Source organism: Mesobacillus sp. (genome assembly GCF_057785455.1).
Genome location: NZ_JBYNSB010000035.1, coordinates 11,817 through 30,444 on the forward strand (window position 1 = coordinate 11,817; position 18,628 = coordinate 30,444).

An 18,628-nucleotide genomic window follows, 5' to 3' on the forward strand; every position below is an offset into this window, starting at 1 on the left:
TGGCCCCTTCTTTTCGGGCCATTTCTACCTAGGTCTCACCTACCCGCTTCTTCCCGAAGGAGTCTTCGCGCCTTCCACTACAATCAACAGGGTTAAAAATCAATATTCAGCTTTAACACAGCCTAACAAAAAGCAATAAAAAAGGACGCCTCTTTTTACAGGCATCCTTACGAAAACATTATTGTGACTACAATGATAGCTGTGGCGATAGCGACGGCATCTGCCAGCAGCCCTACTTTTAGTGCATCTCCCATTTTCTTGATTCCTACAGCGCCGAAATAAACAGTCAGAACATAAAAGGTTGTATCTGTACTTCCCTGAAGGGTAGCTGCAAGTCTTCCGATGAATGAATCAGGTCCGTATACCCCTATTAAGTCACTGGTTATTCCAAGGGCAGCAGTTCCTGAAATGGGCCTGATGATTGCAAGCGGAACGATTTCTGCCGGAACCCCTATCTTTTCTAGAGCCGGCCTCATAAAATCTACCATCAGGTCAAGGGCCCCAGAGGCTCTGAATACCGAAATGGCAACCATCATTCCGACCAAAAATGGAATGATAGAAACAGCCATCTTAATGCCTTCTTTGCCTCCCTCTACGAAGCTCTCATAAGTTGGAACCTTTTTGAAAGTCCCATATACTAATATGAAGCCAATCAGCACCGGGATAAACCATAAAGATATTGCTGAGACGATTTCCATCTTCCATTACCCCTTTTTGCTTCTTCTATAGTAAAAATAACGGTCTATAAAAATCGCAGCAACAGCCGAAACCGCCGTAGCCAGAAGGGTCGGCCCTACAATATCAGTCGGATTAGCTGAATTATAGTTCATCCTGATTGCAATAACCGTAGTAGGAATCAGCGTGATGCTTGCTGTATTGATGGCAAGAAAAGTGATCATTGAACGGCTTGCCTCTTTTTTCCCGCCATTAAGCTCCTTCAATTCTTCCATTGCTTTTATCCCGAGCGGTGTCGCGGCATTCCCCAGACCAAACATATTGGCTATCATATTGGAAAGAATATACCCCATAGCAGGGTGGTTAGAGGGAACCTCAGGGAATAACTTGGATACGAGTGGCTTAAATAGGCTCGAAAGCTTGGTAAGCAGGCCTGAATCCTCTGCGATCCTCATCATTCCAAGCCAGAATACCAGGATGCTTATCAATCCGATACAGAGAGTGACAGCTTCCTTTGCTCCATTGAATACTGCCTCATTCACTTCGGACATCGTCCCGTTTACCATTGCAAATACAAGCCCAACTAACGTCATGAATACCCAGATATAATTAGCCATGATATTCAATTCCTACTATTGAAGTAAATATATTTTTAAAAAAGTCAAATAGGGATTTATTTTCTCTCACTTCTGCTTTGTAGTATACAGGAAGGCTCCCAATTATATTTCCGTCCAGGTACACGATAGCCCTTCCGGCGATATTCGGTACACTTCCAACTTGGGGATCCTTTGGTGCCTTTTGGAGTTTATATTCTACCTTGACCAGGTTTTCTTCATCGCTTGTCAGCGGATAATCAAATGACCGTTCTAGGTAGAGAGTGTTTTTGTAATAAGTATCTTTCACTCCCTTGACCTTGCCTTTCGGTAAAACTTCGGCAATATCATATTCATCGAATGCACTTTCAAACATCTGGATGTGATCATTCCAGTCATCAGGCGCATTCAGGGTAACAGCAATCAGTTCAAAATCATCTTTTTCCGCAGTTGAAACCAGTGTCCTTTTTGCGCGTTTGGTATATCCAGTCTTCCCTCCAGTGCTGTGATCATATAGTTCAGTAAGAAGCCTGTTTTTATTTTTCCAGACACGGTCCCAGGTTTCCGTAGGGTTCGGTGCTCGATGGACCTTCGTTCCTGCTATCTTTCTATACGTATCGTTTGCCATGGCATACCGAGTCAGGATTGCCATGTCATAGGCAGTTGATACGTGATTCTCATGGTCATCAAGTCCATGTGGATTGGCAAAATGGGTATCCTCCATGCCAATTTCTCTTGCTTTTTCATTCATCAAATACGCAAACCCTTCAACACTCCCGCCTACATGTTCAGCAATGGCGACGGCAGCGTCATTTCCCGACCTCAGCATCAGACCATACACCAGGTCTTCAAGTTTGATTTTTTCACCAGGCTTCAAATATACAGAAGATCCTTCTGCGTGGACTGCTTTATCGCTAACCTTTACCATGTCATTCATTTTTCCTGATTCTATTGCCAGAACCGCTGTCATGATTTTGGTAATACTGGCAATCCTGCTCACTTTGTGTGCATCTTTCTCATATAAAATCCTGCCTGATTCCTGTTCTATCAAGATAGCACTGCGGGCACTGACAGAAATTGATGCCTGGGCGGTACTTGGAAGGCTATAAAGCATCAAGGCAGCGATTATGATAATTTTTATCCAATTCCTTTTCATTGATAGACCCTCGTCTCCTTTGGCAGTTTGTACAAGTTTATGCAGGACAAGTCTTTATATGACATAAAGGTTAAAGGGGGCCAATGATAATTTCAGGCAAAAAAAAGAAACGGCTGTTATGCCGCTTCTTTAAATTCCTATCTGGACTGGAGCATCTTTGTCCGATAGTCTGTTTCATAGTATTCGAGTTCTTCCCTGATTCTTTGAAAACTGCTCTCCAGCCCAAGCAGAAGGCCGCTTAGCTCTGGGGCAACAGGCTGCCTGAACTTGATCGCATTTTTTCCGGTATATGCTGATCTGCTGTCCTCATACCACGCATCGCTTTTTGGAGAAAAGAATTCTTCGATGCACTGATAATAAATACGGTACAAAGTTTTTTCAGCAGCCGGCTTTGAGAACGTTTCAGCCTGAAGGATGATCTTACATGCATCCAGACCTTCGTCACAATAGACCGTCAGCTTCCTGAGACTAGAAAGGATCGATATATAATAGTCTTCTTCTGCTTGCTGTTCCTGCTGAAGCTTAGAAAGAGTTGTATTATTCAGGAATGCCTCCAGCTTCTTCACACTCTCTCCCAGAAACTCGCGGACTTCCTCAATTTGTGTTCTTACAATTGTATTTCCCATTAATAACACCCCCGACGTATTTTCATCCTGCTCTATCGAACTGGCTGTACAATATAATCTAAAGGAGAGCGTACCTCAAAAGCTCCTTTTTGTTCGAGGCCTTCAATAATTCCAGGAAGCTTGTTAAAGTCAAGACCCTTGAAAATATCCTCAAATTCTTTTTGTACATTGATATATACCCTTTTGCGGTGGCGATATCCGGGATTTTTCAATAAGGCAGCAATAGCTACAAGATCTCTGAGATTGACTTCCCTGGAACCAGCCTTGAACACAGGATCCGACTCGTACGGAGTCATGCTGCCAATCAGTTCATCAAAATACCTTACATACAGCACATGCAGTGTTTTCTCTTTTCCATCTTCAACAAACGTAACTTCGCTTCGGTTGAAAAAGTCTTCTGACGTATTTGATTTTTCCTTTTCTAGTTCATAACCAACACATTGCTTTATAAGCATGTTATTCCTCCTGTTGGACATTCATTCTAAAAATCATGGCAGGACCACTATTGCCCGCTGATTTCAGCCTCCACCCGAATTTTTCATCAAAACGAGTAAGCCAAAATTATATGTACAAAGAAAAGCCCTGGCAAATAACCAAAAGCTTTTCCAAATAATTATTTAAATTTTATCATAAATTCAAAACTTTGTGCACAAAAGCTACAGATCCATATCCATCGTTTCCTGAAATTTCTCAAAGAAAAGATCTGCATCTTCCTGGATTTCGGAGTCATGCACGTTCTCTGGGAGCGGCGGAAGCTCTTTAATATTCTTCAGGCCAAAGTAGTCGAGGAATTCTTTTGTAGTTCCATATAAAATGGCCCGTCCCGTCCCTTCCGCTCTGCCTACCTCTTTGATCAGCGCTCTTGAGGTGAGCGTATGTAAAGGTCTTTCTGTTTTCACACCGCGAATTTCTTCTATTTCTGCCCTTGTAATCGGCTGCTTGTAGGCCACGATGGCAAGTGTCTCAAGAGCTGCTTGAGTAAGGTGGCCTGCCCCCGGAGCCTCCACGAGCTTTTTCAGATAAACGGCATGCTCTTTTTTCGTTGCCAGCTGATACACCCCGGCGGCCTGAATAATAGTGATGCCCCGATGATCATCATTTTCATAATCGGATTGCAATTCAGAAAGGATTTCTTCCGCCTTCGCTGCTTCCACTTCAAGCACATTCGCTATCTGCTTAAGGCTTAATCCCTCATCCCCTGCTGCAAACAGAAGACTTTCCGCAATCCCTTTCCACTTAACGATTCCCAAGCTTGTCTACTCCTTTCTTGCTGTCATGAATATTTCTGCAAAATTGTCTTCTTGCTGTACGTCTATTTCTTTTCTTTTTATCAGCTCAAGGATCGCTAGGAATGTAACGACAATATGCTCCCGGTCCGGCTCAGGGAAAAGGTCATTGAAGCTCTGTCTCGTACCTTTCGCTTTCAGGAAATCAATAATTTCGTCCATCCTTTTCTCAATTGATATTTCCTGCCTTGTAATTTTCGTTGACATCGGCCTTTGCAGTTTTTTTCTTCTTAACAGTTTTTGGAATGCTCCGAGCATATCGTACAAAGAGATATCCAAATCCATATTATCATTTCGGATTTCCTTGGCATACTCCGTCAAATCGCTCGGCGGCTTAGTATACATCAGTCCGCGTTCCTGTTCCATAGACTTCAGGTCACCTGCAGCCTCTTTGAATTTCTTGTATTCAATCAGACGCTCAACAAGTTCATTCCGCGGATCATCATCTTGCTCTATTTCAAAATCCTCTACCATTTCTTCTTCATGTTTAGGAAGCAGCATTTTGCTTTTGATCGCTAACAATGTCGCTGCCATTACCAGATATTCACTGGCCACATCCAGCTGCAGCTCTTTCATGGCATGGATATAGATAAGATATTGTTCAGTGATCTTCGCGACTGGTATATCGTAAATATCAATCTCAAGTCGATTGATCAAGTGCAGAAGTAAATCCAACGGACCTTCAAAGGCCTCGATTTTAACGTTATATTGCATCATATTGCATCATTTCCCACCAAAACTCCTATATTGAACTGCATCATTATATAAGTATAGTGGATTAGCAGGTTGTTATCCAATACTTATTTAAGAAGATAATTTTAAATTCGCTTTAAAATAAGGACGTTCGCCCAAACGCTTTGGCCATTCCAAACATATGCTGAAAATGTAAAGTAGGCTATTTTACTATCAGGAGGTCATGAACATGTCAGATAAAAAAGGTCATGGAGGCCACGGTCACGGAGCTGGATTCGCTCTAATCGTTGTGTTATTCATATTGTTAATCATCGTTGGTGCAGCCTGGCTGTAAGAAATATAGCCAGCCAGCTGAATACAATATTAAAATGATGCGCCCGGCGTAGCCGGGCATTTTCTTATTCCCTTATGGAAATCATTAGATTTATCACAGCTTTCATTTGCCTTTATCCGGTATATTGTTTTTTTTCCGGAATTCCTTCAGGTTCTGATGTTACGAATATAAGGATTATGCTAAAGTAGTGGTATTAATAAGGGGGATTGTTCATGTCAAAATATCCAAAAGCCTATATACAATACCTCGCCCATTTCCATGGGGATAGAGATTACTTTGAATGCCATGAAATCCTGGAGGAATACTGGAAAGCAACCGATCCGGGCAATAAAGACTCCATCTGGGTCGCATTCATCCTTCTCGCGGTCTCCAATTATCATTACCGAAGGAAAAACTTTGCGGGAGCCAGAAGAACGCTTGTAAAAGCAGAAAATATTTTTAAAAAAGATCCGCATAGCTGTCAGCGTTTAGGAATTGATCACGATGCACTTTTCGAGTTATTAAGAAAACGGGAGATGAACCTCAATAATGGCAGCCCCTATTCCAGCTTTAATTTGCCGATAATGGATACGGCCTTGCTGAAGCTATGCGGCAATGAATGCAAGGAGAATGGATTCCAATGGGGTTCCCGAAGTAACCTGACCGACGCTGATTTGATCAACCGCCACTCATCCAGGGATCGCTCAGAGGTCATTAGCGAACGGAAATTAGCTCTTGATGAAAAAAATAGAAACAGAAAGAAATAAGGCAGTGAATATTAACATTCACTGCCTTCAGTAGTTCCATCCTGTATGCATTTTTCAAAGAACGCCGCTGTCTCTTCGTTCGCAGTTGCCTGCCAATCTGGAAACATCTCCTGTAAGGCGTTAACCATCCTTTTACCAATTCCCTGATGCCGATGAGAAGGATTTACGGATATATGCTGAATTTTCATGACTTTCTGTTCGGTAAAATCCACACCAAGAAGTCCGATGATATCTTCATCTTCCTTCCATAAAAACAGCTGCCAGGACTCGTCTGTTTCATAATTCTTCATAGTTTGCTGAAGCTTTTTCAAATCTTTCTCATTAGGCATGAAAGATAAGAGTCCCATCGCGATTTTTTCAAATGCCTTTTTATATCGAATTAACATATAGATCCCTCATTAATGGTTTGACAATAGAAATGGAAGATACCTACTCCATTTTTTCCATTTCCTGTCTAAATTAAACCTCACGCTTCTTTGCAGCAAGATAGCTTTAATAAGTTAAGGTAAATATCCTTTTAATATTATATGAAGTCCGGCTAAACAGGTTCATCTGAAAGCCGCAATTGATAATATCATACATAATCAGGTGCGATTCTTCAATTAATTTCATTACTGCACCAGCTGAGACGACCCAATTATCTGCCCGGAACGATAAAAAACCAGTAGTAAGCACCCCATGCAATGGCCATTATCAGCAGCAGCAGAAACAACATCCAGTTATTTTTTTTCATGCCGGCAACCCTCCCAATCTGTAATTCTACAATAATGCCGGCAATAAGCCAACTTTATTAAAATCCCAGTTTGGGCCAGATAAAGAAAACTCGCCGATTGGCGAGTCCTTTATCCAGTTGGGAAGTACTTATTTTAAAAAGCTGAATACATTCCATAGCTAAAGAAAGCTGAAGCAAGCAGCTAATTTTTTATTTTCTCTTTCAGCGGGAGGTCCAGCTTTACCATATCTTCAAACGTCTCCCTGCGGACAACGAGGGTGTCCTTAGTATCTTCGATAAAAACGACAGCAGGCCTTGGCAGGCGATTGTAATTGTTTGCCATTGAATAGCCGTATGCGCCTGTGCAGAATACAGCCAATAAATCCTGGTTCCCTGCTTTTGGCAGTGGTAAATCCCAAATAAGCATATCACCGGATTCACAGCACTTACCTGCAATGGAGACGGTCTCTTCCGGTTTGTCCAGCACCCTGTTCGCAAGGACGGCTTCGTATTTCGCCTGGTAGAGTGCTGGGCGGATATTATCGCTCATCCCGCCATCGACTGCAACATATTGGCGTACATTCGGTACGTCCTTACGAGAGCCGATGCTATATAGAGTCGTGCCCGCGTCTCCAACGAGTGACCGACCTGGCTCAATCCAGATCTCTGGCATTGCCATTGAATAGTGCGCAACCTGCCTTTTTACCTCACTGATGATTTCCTCAACATATTGTGCTGCAGGAATCGGGTCGTCTTCACTTGTATAACGGATTCCAAATCCGCCGCCTAAATTAAGAACTTTCGACTCAAAATTGTAATCCTCTTTCCATTTTGCGAGCTTCTCAAATATTTTCTGGGCAGCAAGGAGGAATCCGGTCGTTTCGAATATTTGCGAACCAATATGGCAGTGAAGCCCGAGCAAATCGATATTTTTATCCTTCATAGCTAATTGCAGTGCTTGTTCTGCCTGTCCATTTTGCAAGTCGAATCCAAACTTGGAATCTTCCTGTCCAGTTAAAATATAGTCATGTGTGTGGGCTTCAATTCCCGGAGTGACACGCAGCAGAATTTTAATGCCTCGCTTTTTGCTTTCGCATACTTCCTTGAGCAAGTCCAATTCATAAAAATTATCAACCACGATACAGCCGATATTATGGTCAAGAGCCATCTCTAATTCTTGCCGGCTCTTATTGTTGCCATGGAAGTGAATCTTTTCTGCCGGGAAACCGCCAGCAACTGCCGTGTATAGTTCACCACCAGAAACGACATCAAGTGATAGATTTTCTTCCTCGGCCAGCTGTACCATTGCAATGGTCGAAAACGCTTTGCTTGCATATGCTACTTGAGCAGTGATTCCTGCTTTTTCGAATGTTTTCTTAAAACTTCTGGCTCTTTCCCTTATCAGAGCCACATCATAGATATACAGCGGGGTCCCATATTTCTCTGCCAATTGGACTGTATCAACACCGCCAATTTCTAAGTGTCCAAGACGATTAACTTTTGCCGTACCTTGAAATTCCATGCTGTCCCCTCATCCCTTGCCGATATAATTACTTACTCTGTTTCCGAGAATTCAGAAGAGAAGCTTTTTCTAATTGTTCTGTCATTTCCCTTTTCAGTCTTACTAAGATTACAGCTCTGCACAAATTGACTTATTCAATAGTATGACTGGCAAAAATCTCGGAATTCAGTATTTTATAAAAGCTAAATGATAAATAGACAGTCCGCTTAGTGAACTGTCTATTTATTTTTTCGCTTTAAGACTTTAGTAAATTAAAATCACTTTACCATATTCTATATCAACACGCAAATGGAAGTTTATCACGATTTTGAAGGCTGTTTGTACCTGTTCCTTGCATGGACAATACTTGGCCTGATTTTGGATCCCGGCACCGCCCGCCTGATAAGAATTTGCATGAAAGCGATCGGATGGAAAGGAATAAACGGCCATAAATAAGGAGTATTCAATGATTTGATATTGGCGAGCAGCAAAAGCCAGAGAGTCGTTCCGACCACAAATCCTGGAATATGAAAGATTGCAGTCACGATCAGCAGAAAGACCCTTCCCATTTTATTAGCAATGCTAAGCTCATAACTTGGTGTCGCATATGTCCCAATTGCGGCAACAGCTACATAAAGGATGACTTCAGGGACAAACATGCCTACATCGATGGCAATCTGGCCAATCAGCACGGCTGCGATCAAACCCATCGCTGTTGATAACGGAGTGGGGGTGTGGATTGCAGCCATTCTTAAGAATTCAATACCACCGTCTGCAAGCATGATCTGCAGGAATATCGGGATATTGGATTTATCATTAGGTCCGATGAAAGAGATTTTTTCCGGAAGCAGATCCGGATTTTGTACAAATAAGTACCATAATGGCAATAAAAGCAATGAAGCAAGAACACCGAGGAAGCGAATCCATCTGACCATTGTCCCGACTCCCGGTGACTGCCGATATTCTTCGGCATGCTGCAGATGGTGGAAGTACGTAGTTGGCGTTATGATAACACTTGGTGAAGTATCAACATAGATCAGCACATGCCCTTCCAGCAAGTGAGTAGCAGCTACATCCGCACGTTCCGTATATCTGACGAGAGGATAGGGATTGTAGCCTTGTTTGACCAGAAACTCCTCGATCGTCTTGTCTGCCATCGTTATTCCATCAATTTTTATCGTATTAAGTTCCCTTTTTATAACTTCAATTAAGTCCGGGTTTGCGATATCCTCAATATAACCAAGGGCTACGTCTGTCTTTGAACGTTCTCCGACCTTCATCATTTCAAAGCGCAGACTTTCGTCCCTTATCCTTCTTCTTGTCAGGGCTGTATTGACAATAATGTTCTCAACAAAGCCATCCCTTGAACCCCTGACGACCTTTTCTGTATCCGGCTCTTGAGGCTGTCTGCCAGGGTAGCTCCTCACATCCACTATGAATGCGGTGCACTCACCCTCAACCAGAATGGCGATCAATCCAGAAAGGACCTGATCGACCATTTCATCCATGGTTTTAACTGTTTCAACAGACTGATGGGTGATCCTGTTCTCCACGATCATTTCCAGATGAGTGGAAAGTTTTTCATGGTCATTGATACCTACTATTTCTTCCATGATCTCTATGATAAATTGGGTATCACACAGACCGTTCACATAATAGAAGTGAACCTCTTTCTTTAAGACTTTCAGCTTCCTGACGCCAAGGTCAAAGCTGGTTCCAAGCCCCACTCTATCCTTCATATATTTTTCTGCTTCCTGCAGTGACGCAGGAATTGGCAGCATGTTCTTATTTTTCGGCATAGAATCCGCTCCTTTCAAGGATGATTTCCACAGCTTTTTTCGTAATAGGAGCTCCGCGGTCATAATGGTCACGGCGAGCCATCTTTCCAATATCACCGATTCCGATGATCAGCGGGACGTCAAGCTTGTCCAGACAATAGACCGTATCTCCGTTAATTCTCCCAAGCTCTAATTCAGGAAGCCCATGTTTATCAACCCCATAAGGTGTCAGCTCTCCTTCTCTGTCGATACAAAAATCGACGCGGCTCCATTCTGCCATATGGGTCTTGGATGCAACAGCAATAACGCCCAGCACGTTGATATCTTCATGATTCGCAACATATTTCAATGCCTGCTCTCCTGACCCTTCCCCAAGGTAGCCGCTGTCATCAAACATGACAAGGACGGGATCATTGGCAGCTTTTTTGATCAGTTTCACCAGGTTGGCTCCCGAGAGGACGGAAGGATTTCCATGCGAAAGAGAAATGCAGCGTCCCCCGACCTCTTTTGCGACGCGCTCCACCGCGCGCCTGGCATAATCGTCACCATCTGTAATCAAGATTACATTCCGTTTCTCGGCCATAGGGAGCCGTCCTTTCTTCCATGCGATTTATCGATCCACAAAATATATCCAGTGAAAAAGCGAACCAAATACTTTGCCAAGCACGATTGCCATTAATAAGGTTTCAAGTTTATCGTCCACACGGACTCTTTTGGCCAAAATGGGCAATACGTTCAGCACCTCTGTTAATGCTGCTGCCAGCATCCCGACGAATACCCCTCCTGCCAGCCCAAGCGGGATAGTCACAAATGGGGAAAAACTCAAGATCGGGTCCCTCAGGCTTCCTGCAGTCCCAAGCAGGGCACCTAAAACGACCGACCATTCATACCATGATATCAACTGCATTGTTTTCGTGAGCTGGGTTAGCCTCGGTATCACGCCCAGCACCGTTAGAAAAGCAACAAAACCTGAACCTACAGCGAGCCCGCTTGCCAGTCCTGCCAGCATGATGAAAAGAATTTTAATGGTCATCCAGATGTCTTACATTTTCCTTATTTTCATGAAGGATTACGTATTGATCTAAAGATTGCTGGTAGTTAAACATTTCAACCTCGAGCGGGCTAGGCTCTTCATTAATCCTCTTTTTAAATACATGGTTAAAAAACAAAATCATTCCGAGGCCAATGCCTATCGAATATGGAATTTGGAACAAAAGCGGCTTTTCTTCCACCTTTCCCGTCATGATCGTGTAGAGCCGCTCTTGAACACTTTGCATGCTCACATCTTCATGGAAATTCATAATGGTAAGGGCAGCCCCGAAAAACAACAGGAACCAGACAAGTACGAAGTAAGGAATCGACATACCTTTTTTCCGGTAGATGACTTCTATGATTGTCTGTGGCGGCCCTAATGCTTGAACTTCATATTCAGGAAAGATTCCCGTAATGAATTTGATGACCTTCATGACATCGATGATGTGAATATGGTCCTTTGGGTCAACTTTCAGGATCTGCAAAGAATTTAGCTGCTCATAAATTTCTTCGCCTGCGATAATTTGGGCAATATCCTTTAATTTGAGTGATTCTTCAGGCTTGACTTGAACTCGATTCCGCATGCGAATATAAATCGTTTTTTCCATCAGATTCACTTCCAACACATTGTTTTCCTTGTATATTTAGTATGTATAGCTGCGGTCTTTTCATGAAGTCCAATAATTGGTTAACAAACAGGATGGAATTTTCGCTATTCTCTTTCTTTAATTCCTTTCCCTTTGCTTCGATAGCGGTGCAAAACCTGAATCTTCGAGCTTAAGAATAAGTAAAAAGCCGTATGGATCATAGATCCATACGGCCTTTCATCTGCTGCAGTATTTTCTTTTCAAGTCTCGATACCTGTACCTGGGAAATGCCAAGCCGCACCGCTACTTCGGATTGTGTTTGATCTTTATAATACCTCAGATAGACAATGAGCTTTTCTCGTTCATCCAGTTCATTGATTGCTTCCTTTAAGGCGATCTTGTCAAACCATCTTCCTTCCTCGCCATTGTCGATCTGGTCAAGCAAGGTAATCGGATCCCCGTCATTCTCATAAACCGTTTCATGGATGGAGGCTGGCGTACGGCTGGCCTCCTGTGCCATGATTACTTCTTCAGGAGATATCTCAAGGAATTCTGCGACCTCATTCACTGTTGGAACCCGTCCAAAGTTCTTTGACAGCTCATCCTTCGCCTTCCTGATTTTATTTCCCATCTCCTTCAGTGACCTGCTAACCTTTACTGTCCCATCATCCCTGATAAAACGCTGGATTTCACCAATGATCATCGGGACGGCATAGGTTGAGAATTTCACATCATATGAGAGGTCAAATTTATCAACTGATTTCAAAAGGCCAATGCTGCCAATTTGGAAAAGGTCGTCTGGTTCGTAACCTCTGTTGAGGAATCGCTGGACAACAGACCATACAAGCCGCATATTTTTCTGGACAATCAAATCCCTAGCGGCCTGATCTCCTTGCTGGCTTCTCAAAATCAGTTCTTTGACTTCATGGTCCTTAAGGTACGTTTGGCTATTATCTTTTTTTACCTCCACATCCATAGGCAGAACTCCCTTAATTGCACAGCGCTTTGCTCTTTGACAGGTGCTTTTTCAAACGAATCTCTGTCCCAAAGCCGGGCTCTGATCTCACTTGTACTTCATCCATGAAATTTTCCATAATGGTAAAGCCCATACCTGATCTTTCCAGTTCAGGCTTGGACGTATATAGAGGCTGCATAGCCTCATCGATATCATTGATGCCGATTCCTTCATCTTTGATGCTCATCTCGACCGTTCCATCCTGAAGCAGGACAGAAATATACACAAGTCCATTGGCGTCGTTTTCGTAGCCATGGATAATTGCATTTGTAACAGCTTCAGATACAACAGTCTTGATTTCCGTCAATTCATCCAGTGTTGGGTCAAGTTGTGCAATGAAGGCTGCTACAGTTACCCTTGCAAAGGATTCATTCTGGCTTAGCGCGCTAAATTGAAGATTCATCTCATTCTTCATGAATCAAGCTACCCCCAATCTCTCAAGTGCATATTCTTCTGTCGGTTCAAGACGGATAATCTTGAATAGACCCGACATATCAAATAACCGTTTGATTGGCGGTGAAATGGCACATACCACCATTTCTCCATGAAGCTGTTTAATTTGTTTATATCTCCCTAAAATCACACCAAGACCAGAACTATCCATGAAGGACAAATGCTCAAGGTTCAAGACAATGTGGCGGACATTTTCATTCTCAAGGGCTTTTGTTGCCTGCTCGCGAAGCTGGTCTGCTGTATGGTGGTCCAATTCACCGCCAATTCGAATGCATAGGACATCGTGCTTCACTTCCATATCAATGTTAAGACTCACTATCCAAAGCCTCCTTATCTGGTATAGTGAGTCAAATTCTCCATTTCCAGAGGCAATTCCTTCTTAAGAACAAAACTAGTGCCATTTCGATAAAAGTAGATGGAATGGCAGAACATTCGACAATAATATCTTTTATGTGCAGAAGTGCCTGTATTGGCAACAAATTGCACCTGCCGTCATGAACCTGAATCAAGCTGCTGCATCTTCATCTTATGATGTTGAGACCGAAAAATTGGATTATGTTCCAACAAGCAAATATATAAATTAACAAGTCTGCCCGAATAAAGATTTAGATCGTTTGCTTGGAATTTTCTTTATTTCTGGCTCCCGGCGCGAGTGAACATGCCGAAGGAGCGTTTGTATAATGTCCACCAGCTGGCCTTCTCTACTTTTTGGTCTGCAACCAGCTGCGTTTCAGCCAGAACCTTGCCATTTTTGACTAATTTGAGTGTTCCAACCTTGTCACCCTTCTCTACCGGGGCTTTCAAAGTTTTATTAAGTGTGATTTTTTGCTTTACATCCTTGATGTCTTCACCTTTTTTCGTTAACAGGGAAACACTCTCAGAGGTGACTGCGTTGACCATTTGCTTAGAGCCCTTGCTGATGGCTGCTTTCCCCAATGGATGTCCCTTTTTGAACATCGGATGTGTCTGATACTGGCTGAAGGCGTAATCCAGCATCTTTGTTACTTGGGCATTCCTTGCTTTTGAAGTTGGCGCACCGAATACTACAGCAATTGCTCTCATGCCGTCCTTTTGGGCTGTTGCAGTAAGACAATACTTTGCTTCATTTGTAAAACCTGTTTTCAGTCCATCTACACCAGGATAAAAACGGACAAGTTTATTTGTGTTCACAAGCCAGAATTTCTTCTCAGAGTCTTCTCGAAGGTAGTCTTCGTAAGTTCCAGTGAACTTCGTGATTTTTTCATACTTCAGTAACTCTTTTGCCATCATTGCCATATCATAGGCCGAACTGTAATGGCCCGCTACAGGAAGTCCTGTCGTGTTTTTGAATACAGTATTTTTGAGCCCTAATTCTTTCACTTTAGCGTTCATCATTTTCACGAAAGCCTCTTCTGATCCACCGATTCTTTCAGCCATCGCCACAGAGGCATCATTACCGGAACCAATCGCGATTCCCTTTAGCATTTGCTCTACAGTCATCTCTTCTCCTGGTTCAAGGAAAATTTGGGAACCTCCCATAGAAGCTGCATACTCACTAGCACGGACCTTTTCATCCATTTTCAACCTGCCCTCATCAAGTGACTCCATGATTAGAAGCATTGTCATAATTTTAGTCATGCTCGCAGGCGGCAGCTTTTCATGGCTGTTCTTTTCAAAAAGGACTTCACCTGTATCCCGTTCGATCAAAATTGCCGAGCTAGCTTCGTTAGCTAAACCGGTATCCCCTTCATTGGCATATCCTGTTGGTACTATAAAAGCAGTGCTCAAAATACTTACAAGCAGTAAACTGGCTAACTTTTTCAGATTCATGGACATAACCCTCCTATCTTTATAAGGTCTATTTTTTCCAATGAATCCATTTTTATACAAATGATATTCATAAAAAAAAGTGAAGGGTTTCCCCTTCACTTCTAAATATTGATTAACATTACTCGGTGATTTCCTCGTGAACCAAGATTGGTGCATCTACATGTTCGCTTGAAATCTTAATATTGGCATAAAGCATCTCTTTTACTTCAGCTACATCTTCAAAGTTGCTGTATATCGTCAATAGAGAGTCGCCTTTTTCAACTTTGTCGCCGATTTTCTTTTTGAGCACTAAACCAACAGCGAGGTCAATTTCGGACTCTTTTGTTGCCCTTCCTGCACCAAGAAGCATTGCTGCTGTACCAACTTCATCTGCTACGATTTCGGCTACATAACCAGCTTCTTTTGCTTCAAGCTCAAAAGTATATTTTGCTTGCGGAAGCTTGCCTGGATCATCCACGACAGAAGCATCTCCACCCTGTGAGCTTAAGAATACTTTAAATGCTTCAAGAGCGGCTCCGTTCTTGATGACTTCCTCAAGCATTGTCCGTGCTTCCGGAAGCGAGCTGGCTTTACCTGCAAGGAATACCATGTGGCTTCCAAGCGTGAGGCATAGCTCTGTTAAATCCTCCGGTCCTTCGCCCCTTAAAGTATCAATGGCTTCCTTAACTTCAAGGGCATTGCCAATAGCATAACCTAGAGGCTGGCTCATATCGGAAATGACCGCCATAGTTCTGCGGCCAACATTGTTTCCGATGCGCACCATTGCTTTTGCAAGCTCGCGTGAATCATCAAGTGTCTTCATGAATGCACCGGCGCCAGTTTTAACATCCAGCACGATGGCATCTGCACCGGCAGCGATTTTCTTGCTCATGATTGAGCTCGCGATCAATGGAATGCTGTCAACTGTAGCTGTTACATCACGCAATGAATAAAGCTTTTTATCAGCAGGAGTCAGGTTGCCGCTCTGGCCAATGACGGCAATTTTATTTTTATTGACAAGGTTTATGAATTCTTCATTATCAATTTCGACATGGAAACCTTCGACTGCTTCAAGCTTATCAATTGTTCCGCCCGTATGACCAAGCCCGCGGCCTGACATTTTAGCAACTGGAACGCCTAAAGCTGCTACAAGCGGTCCCAGAACTAAAGTTGTCGTATCGCCTACGCCGCCTGTTGAGTGTTTGTCGACTTTTACACCTTCGATTTGTGAAAGGTCAATCTGGTCGCCTGAAGCAACCATTGCCATCGTCAAGTCCGCACGTTCTTTTTCCGTCATGCCCTGGAAGAAAATCGCCATAGTCAAGGCACTAACCTGATAGTCAGGAATCGATCCTTCGGTATATCCGTCAATAAAGAACTGGATTTCTTCAGTGGACAGCTCGAGTCCGTCACGTTTTTTTTCTATAATGTCAACCATTCTCATCATTATCACCACTTAGTAAAATTTAGCATGCCAGCTATTTCTTTTCACCAATTGCCTTAACAATTTCATTCACTAATGTAAGGAAGCTTGCTTTTACCTTTTCAGTTGTTTCAATTACTTCATCATGGCTCAATGGCTGATCAAGGATTCCTGCTGCCATGTTCGATATGCACGAAATACCCAATACTTCCAATCCAGCATGTTTCGCAACAATTACTTCCGGTACTGTCGACATGCCTACTGCGTCTCCGCCCAAAGTACGTGCCAGCCTGACTTCAGCAGGAGTTTCATAGACAGGTCCAGGATTTCCGACATAAACGCCTTCTTTGATGGCAATATTGGACTTCTGCGCAACGTCCTTAGCAAGAGCTCTAAGATTCTTTGAGTATGCTTCACTCATGTCTGGGAAGCGAACGCCAAAGCGTGAGTCATTCGGCCCGATCAGCGGGTTTGTGCCCATATTGTTGATATGGTCGGTAATGATCATTAAATCTCCAGGAGTAAAACTTTCATTCACACCGCCAGCTGCGTTTGTCACGATCAGCTCCTCAATTCCGAGTTCCTTCATGACACGTACTGGAAATGTGACTTTATCCATGCTGTAGCCTTCGTAAAAATGGAAACGCCCCTGCATCGCGATAACTTCCACACCGCTTAACTGTCCGCATACCAGCTGGCCAGCATGGCCTTCAACGGTGGAAACCGGGAAGCCTGGTATTTCGTTGTATGGTATCTTGACTGGATTAACGATATCATCTGCCAGGACGCCGAGACCGGATCCAAGGATCAAGCCAATTTTTGGCTGCTGCTGCAGTTTTTCTTTAATAAAAGCAGTTGCTGTTTGAATTTGATTGTAGTCCATGTATTCCACTCCTTATTTCAATTCCTTCAGGAAGCTAGTGCCGTGGTCTGGCATTTTCACATCAAAGTTCTCCGCTATCGTTGCTCCGATATCTGCAAAGGTATTGCGGACTGGCAGCTCTTTACCTTCATCCATGCTCTTTGAGTAAGCAAGGAGCGGTACATACTCACGTGTATGGTCGGTGCCGTGATGGACAGGATCGTTTCCGTGGTCTGCAGTAATGATCAAGAGATCATCATCTTTAAGTTTTGAAAAGACCTCAGGCAGGCGGGCATCATACTCTTCAAGCGCCTTGCCATAGCCTTCCGGATCGCGGCGGTGTCCAAACAATGCATCAAAGTCAACAAGGTTCAAGAAGCTCAAGCCTGTAAAGTCTTGATCCAGGGTCTGCATCAGCTTATCCATGCCGTCCATATTGGAAATAGTGCGGAGTGACTCTGTCACACCTTCCCCGTCATAAATATCAGAGATTTTGCCAATCGCCAGTACATCAAGTCCGGCATCTTTCATTTCATTCATCACAGTTCTGCCGAATGGCTTCAGTGCGTAGTCATGTCTGTTTGAAGTACGCTTGAAATCACCTGGTTCACCGAGGAATGGGCGGGCGATAACTCTTCCTACCATATATTTCTCGTCAAGTGTTAACTCCCTCGCGATTTTACAGATATCATAAAGCTCTTCAATTGGCACGATTTCCTCGTGAGCTGCAATTTGCAAGACAGAATCAGCAGACGTATAAACGATCAGAGCACCTGTTTTCATATGCTCTTCACCAAGTTCCACAAGAATCTCTGTGCCGCTCGCCGGTTTGTTCCCAATGACTTTCCTTCCAGTCCGTGCTTCTAGTTCAGAAATCAATTCATCCGGGAAACCTTCCGGGAAGACCTGGAAAGGCGTCTGGATATTCAGGCCCATGATTTCCCAGTGGCCAGTCATCGTGTCCTTACCATTGGAAGCCTCCTGCATCTTTGTATAAAATGCCAATGGCTTCTGTTCAGGCTGGATTCCTTTAATTTCTTCAATATTGCTGAGCCCAAGCTTGCCCATATTAGGCATCTTAAGACCATTCATCCTTTCAGCAATATGTCCCAATGTATGAGAACCCTTATCGCCGAATTTTTCAGCATCTGGAGCCTCACCAATTCCTACAGAGTCCATAACAATCAAAAATACACGTTTATATGTATGCGACATTCTTTATCCTCCTTAAAAGATGAATGCGTTTCCAACTTTTTTACAAGTTTATGTTACCCTTTTTGTTTTAGGATAATCTTAACGTTTTTTATTTGTCAGAAGTCTGACATCTTCATTGTACTAAATTAAATAAAAAAAACAAGAAAAAAAGCT

At 43.1% G+C, this 18,628-nt stretch carries 22 protein-coding genes; 2 read left to right on the top strand and 20 right to left on the bottom strand.

The features are described from left to right. Positions 1 to 167 precede the first annotated feature (167 nt). The 7 genes from AC3EBE_RS13880 to AC3EBE_RS13910 all read right to left on the bottom strand — a co-directional run bounded on the left by AC3EBE_RS13880 (position 168) and on the right by AC3EBE_RS13910 (position 5,050). Positions 168 to 698 (bottom strand): spore maturation protein, encoded by a 531-nt coding sequence (locus AC3EBE_RS13880; RefSeq protein WP_488595636.1) that lies wholly within the window; start codon positions 696 to 698, stop codon positions 168 to 170. Between the two features lie 6 nt (positions 699 to 704). Beyond that, positions 705 to 1,292, bottom strand: coding sequence for a nucleoside recognition domain-containing protein (locus AC3EBE_RS13885; RefSeq protein ID WP_488595637.1), 588 nt, complete (start codon positions 1,290 to 1,292; stop codon positions 705 to 707). Then, the gene (locus AC3EBE_RS13890; RefSeq protein WP_488595638.1) at positions 1,285 to 2,424 is read right to left on the bottom strand and encodes a D-alanyl-D-alanine carboxypeptidase family protein; all 1,140 of its coding nucleotides are present in this window, start codon (positions 2,422 to 2,424) and stop codon (positions 1,285 to 1,287) included. The genes AC3EBE_RS13885 and AC3EBE_RS13890 overlap by 8 nt, the downstream gene beginning before the upstream one ends. Positions 2,425 to 2,561: 137 nt before the next feature. Further along, entirely contained in the window at positions 2,562 to 3,050 is a 489-nt protein-coding gene (locus tag AC3EBE_RS13895) for a DUF3907 family protein (RefSeq protein WP_488595639.1), read from the bottom strand. A 32-nt stretch (positions 3,051 to 3,082) separates the two neighbouring features. Beyond that, positions 3,083 to 3,505 carry a hypothetical protein gene (locus tag AC3EBE_RS13900; RefSeq protein ID WP_488595640.1) on the bottom strand — a complete coding sequence of 141 codons (423 nt, stop codon included), beginning with the start codon at positions 3,503 to 3,505 and terminating at the stop codon, positions 3,083 to 3,085. Between the two features lie 201 nt (positions 3,506 to 3,706). Next, positions 3,707 to 4,300, bottom strand: a complete 594-nt coding sequence (gene scpB / locus AC3EBE_RS13905; RefSeq protein WP_488595641.1) for an SMC-Scp complex subunit ScpB — start codon at positions 4,298 to 4,300, stop codon at positions 3,707 to 3,709. A 6-nt stretch (positions 4,301 to 4,306) separates the two neighbouring features. After that, entirely contained in the window at positions 4,307 to 5,050 is a 744-nt protein-coding gene (locus AC3EBE_RS13910) for a segregation/condensation protein A (protein ID WP_488595793.1), read from the bottom strand. Positions 5,051 to 5,258: 208 nt separating this feature from the next. On the opposite strand from AC3EBE_RS13910, the gene AC3EBE_RS13915 reads away from it, so the two are divergent. Further along, positions 5,259 to 5,363, top strand: a complete 105-nt coding sequence (locus AC3EBE_RS13915) for a YjcZ family sporulation protein (protein WP_488595642.1) — start codon at positions 5,259 to 5,261, stop codon at positions 5,361 to 5,363. 212 nt (positions 5,364 to 5,575) lie between these two features. Further along, positions 5,576 to 6,109 carry a DUF309 domain-containing protein gene (locus AC3EBE_RS13920; RefSeq protein WP_488595643.1) on the top strand — a complete coding sequence of 178 codons (534 nt, stop codon included), beginning with the start codon at positions 5,576 to 5,578 and terminating at the stop codon, positions 6,107 to 6,109. A gap of 11 nt (positions 6,110 to 6,120) precedes the next feature. Here AC3EBE_RS13920 and AC3EBE_RS13925 read toward each other — a convergent pair whose 3' ends face one another. The 13 genes from AC3EBE_RS13925 to deoB all read right to left on the bottom strand — a co-directional run bounded on the left by AC3EBE_RS13925 (position 6,121) and on the right by deoB (position 18,475). Beyond that, the gene (locus tag AC3EBE_RS13925; RefSeq protein WP_488595644.1) at positions 6,121 to 6,495 is read right to left on the bottom strand and encodes a GNAT family N-acetyltransferase; all 375 of its coding nucleotides are present in this window, start codon (positions 6,493 to 6,495) and stop codon (positions 6,121 to 6,123) included. A 528-nt stretch (positions 6,496 to 7,023) separates the two neighbouring features. Further along, positions 7,024 to 8,343: a diaminopimelate decarboxylase gene (lysA, locus tag AC3EBE_RS13930; RefSeq protein WP_488595645.1), complete on the bottom strand. Its 1,320-nt coding sequence runs from the start codon at positions 8,341 to 8,343 to the stop codon at positions 7,024 to 7,026. A gap of 299 nt (positions 8,344 to 8,642) precedes the next feature. Beyond that, positions 8,643 to 10,121: a spore germination protein gene (locus tag AC3EBE_RS13935; RefSeq protein WP_488595646.1), complete on the bottom strand. Its 1,479-nt coding sequence runs from the start codon at positions 10,119 to 10,121 to the stop codon at positions 8,643 to 8,645. Continuing rightward, positions 10,108 to 10,683, bottom strand: coding sequence for a stage V sporulation protein SpoVABEA (spoVAEA, locus tag AC3EBE_RS13940; RefSeq protein ID WP_488595647.1), 576 nt, complete (start codon positions 10,681 to 10,683; stop codon positions 10,108 to 10,110). Before spoVAEA ends, AC3EBE_RS13935 begins: the two co-directional genes overlap by 14 nt. A gap of 27 nt (positions 10,684 to 10,710) precedes the next feature. Next, complete coding sequence (locus AC3EBE_RS13945; protein WP_488595648.1) at positions 10,711 to 11,133, bottom strand: stage V sporulation protein AB; 423 nt, start codon at positions 11,131 to 11,133, stop codon at positions 10,711 to 10,713. Beyond that, entirely contained in the window at positions 11,123 to 11,740 is a 618-nt protein-coding gene (locus AC3EBE_RS13950; protein WP_488595649.1) for a stage V sporulation protein AA, read from the bottom strand. Before AC3EBE_RS13950 ends, AC3EBE_RS13945 begins: the two co-directional genes overlap by 11 nt. 196 nt (positions 11,741 to 11,936) lie before the next feature. Continuing rightward, the gene (sigF, locus tag AC3EBE_RS13955) at positions 11,937 to 12,695 is read right to left on the bottom strand and encodes an RNA polymerase sporulation sigma factor SigF (RefSeq protein ID WP_488595650.1); all 759 of its coding nucleotides are present in this window, start codon (positions 12,693 to 12,695) and stop codon (positions 11,937 to 11,939) included. Positions 12,696 to 12,708: 13 nt separating this feature from the next. After that, entirely contained in the window at positions 12,709 to 13,149 is a 441-nt protein-coding gene (gene spoIIAB, locus AC3EBE_RS13960) for an anti-sigma F factor (RefSeq protein ID WP_488595651.1), read from the bottom strand. A gap of 3 nt (positions 13,150 to 13,152) precedes the next feature. Beyond that, on the bottom strand, positions 13,153 to 13,503 hold the full coding sequence (gene spoIIAA / locus AC3EBE_RS13965) for an anti-sigma F factor antagonist (protein ID WP_488595652.1): 351 nt from the start codon (positions 13,501 to 13,503) through the stop codon (positions 13,153 to 13,155). A 314-nt stretch (positions 13,504 to 13,817) separates the two neighbouring features. Next, complete coding sequence (locus AC3EBE_RS13970; protein ID WP_488595794.1) at positions 13,818 to 14,990, bottom strand: D-alanyl-D-alanine carboxypeptidase family protein; 1,173 nt, start codon at positions 14,988 to 14,990, stop codon at positions 13,818 to 13,820. 124 nt (positions 14,991 to 15,114) lie between these two features. Then, positions 15,115 to 16,419, bottom strand: a complete 1,305-nt coding sequence (locus AC3EBE_RS13975) for a pyrimidine-nucleoside phosphorylase (RefSeq protein ID WP_488595795.1) — start codon at positions 16,417 to 16,419, stop codon at positions 15,115 to 15,117. 34 nt (positions 16,420 to 16,453) lie between these two features. Next, on the bottom strand, positions 16,454 to 17,281 hold the full coding sequence (locus AC3EBE_RS13980; protein WP_488595653.1) for a purine-nucleoside phosphorylase: 828 nt from the start codon (positions 17,279 to 17,281) through the stop codon (positions 16,454 to 16,456). Positions 17,282 to 17,293: 12 nt separating this feature from the next. Beyond that, entirely contained in the window at positions 17,294 to 18,475 is a 1,182-nt protein-coding gene (gene deoB / locus AC3EBE_RS13985) for a phosphopentomutase (RefSeq protein WP_488595654.1), read from the bottom strand. Positions 18,476 to 18,628: the final 153 nt, after the last annotated feature.

Coding starts and splice junctions, on each gene's coding strand:
- AC3EBE_RS13880 (WP_488595636.1), bottom strand. CDS start 698: ATGGAAATCGTCTCAGCAATATCTTTATGGTTTATCCCGGTGCTGATT.
- AC3EBE_RS13885 (WP_488595637.1), bottom strand. CDS start 1,292: ATGGCTAATTATATCTGGGTATTCATGACGTTAGTTGGGCTTGTATTT.
- AC3EBE_RS13890 (WP_488595638.1), bottom strand. CDS start 2,424: ATGAAAAGGAATTGGATAAAAATTATCATAATCGCTGCCTTGATGCTT.
- AC3EBE_RS13895 (WP_488595639.1), bottom strand. CDS start 3,050: ATGGGAAATACAATTGTAAGAACACAAATTGAGGAAGTCCGCGAGTTT.
- AC3EBE_RS13900 (WP_488595640.1), bottom strand. CDS start 3,505: ATGCTTATAAAGCAATGTGTTGGTTATGAACTAGAAAAGGAAAAATCA.
- AC3EBE_RS13910 (WP_488595793.1), bottom strand. CDS start 5,050: ATGCAATATAACGTTAAAATCGAGGCCTTTGAAGGTCCGTTGGATTTA.
- AC3EBE_RS13915 (WP_488595642.1), top strand. CDS start 5,259: ATGTCAGATAAAAAAGGTCATGGAGGCCACGGTCACGGAGCTGGATTC.
- AC3EBE_RS13920 (WP_488595643.1), top strand. CDS start 5,576: ATGTCAAAATATCCAAAAGCCTATATACAATACCTCGCCCATTTCCAT.
- AC3EBE_RS13925 (WP_488595644.1), bottom strand. CDS start 6,495: ATGTTAATTCGATATAAAAAGGCATTTGAAAAAATCGCGATGGGACTC.
- lysA (WP_488595645.1), bottom strand. CDS start 8,343: ATGGAATTTCAAGGTACGGCAAAAGTTAATCGTCTTGGACACTTAGAA.
- AC3EBE_RS13935 (WP_488595646.1), bottom strand. CDS start 10,121: ATGCCGAAAAATAAGAACATGCTGCCAATTCCTGCGTCACTGCAGGAA.
- spoVAEA (WP_488595647.1), bottom strand. CDS start 10,683: ATGGCCGAGAAACGGAATGTAATCTTGATTACAGATGGTGACGATTAT.
- AC3EBE_RS13945 (WP_488595648.1), bottom strand. CDS start 11,133: ATGACCATTAAAATTCTTTTCATCATGCTGGCAGGACTGGCAAGCGGG.
- AC3EBE_RS13950 (WP_488595649.1), bottom strand. CDS start 11,740: ATGGAAAAAACGATTTATATTCGCATGCGGAATCGAGTTCAAGTCAAG.
- sigF (WP_488595650.1), bottom strand. CDS start 12,695: ATGGATGTGGAGGTAAAAAAAGATAATAGCCAAACGTACCTTAAGGAC.
- spoIIAB (WP_488595651.1), bottom strand. CDS start 13,149: ATGAAGAATGAGATGAATCTTCAATTTAGCGCGCTAAGCCAGAATGAA.
- AC3EBE_RS13975 (WP_488595795.1), bottom strand. CDS start 16,419: ATGAGAATGGTTGACATTATAGAAAAAAAACGTGACGGACTCGAGCTG.
- AC3EBE_RS13980 (WP_488595653.1), bottom strand. CDS start 17,281: ATGGACTACAATCAAATTCAAACAGCAACTGCTTTTATTAAAGAAAAA.
- deoB (WP_488595654.1), bottom strand. CDS start 18,475: ATGTCGCATACATATAAACGTGTATTTTTGATTGTTATGGACTCTGTA.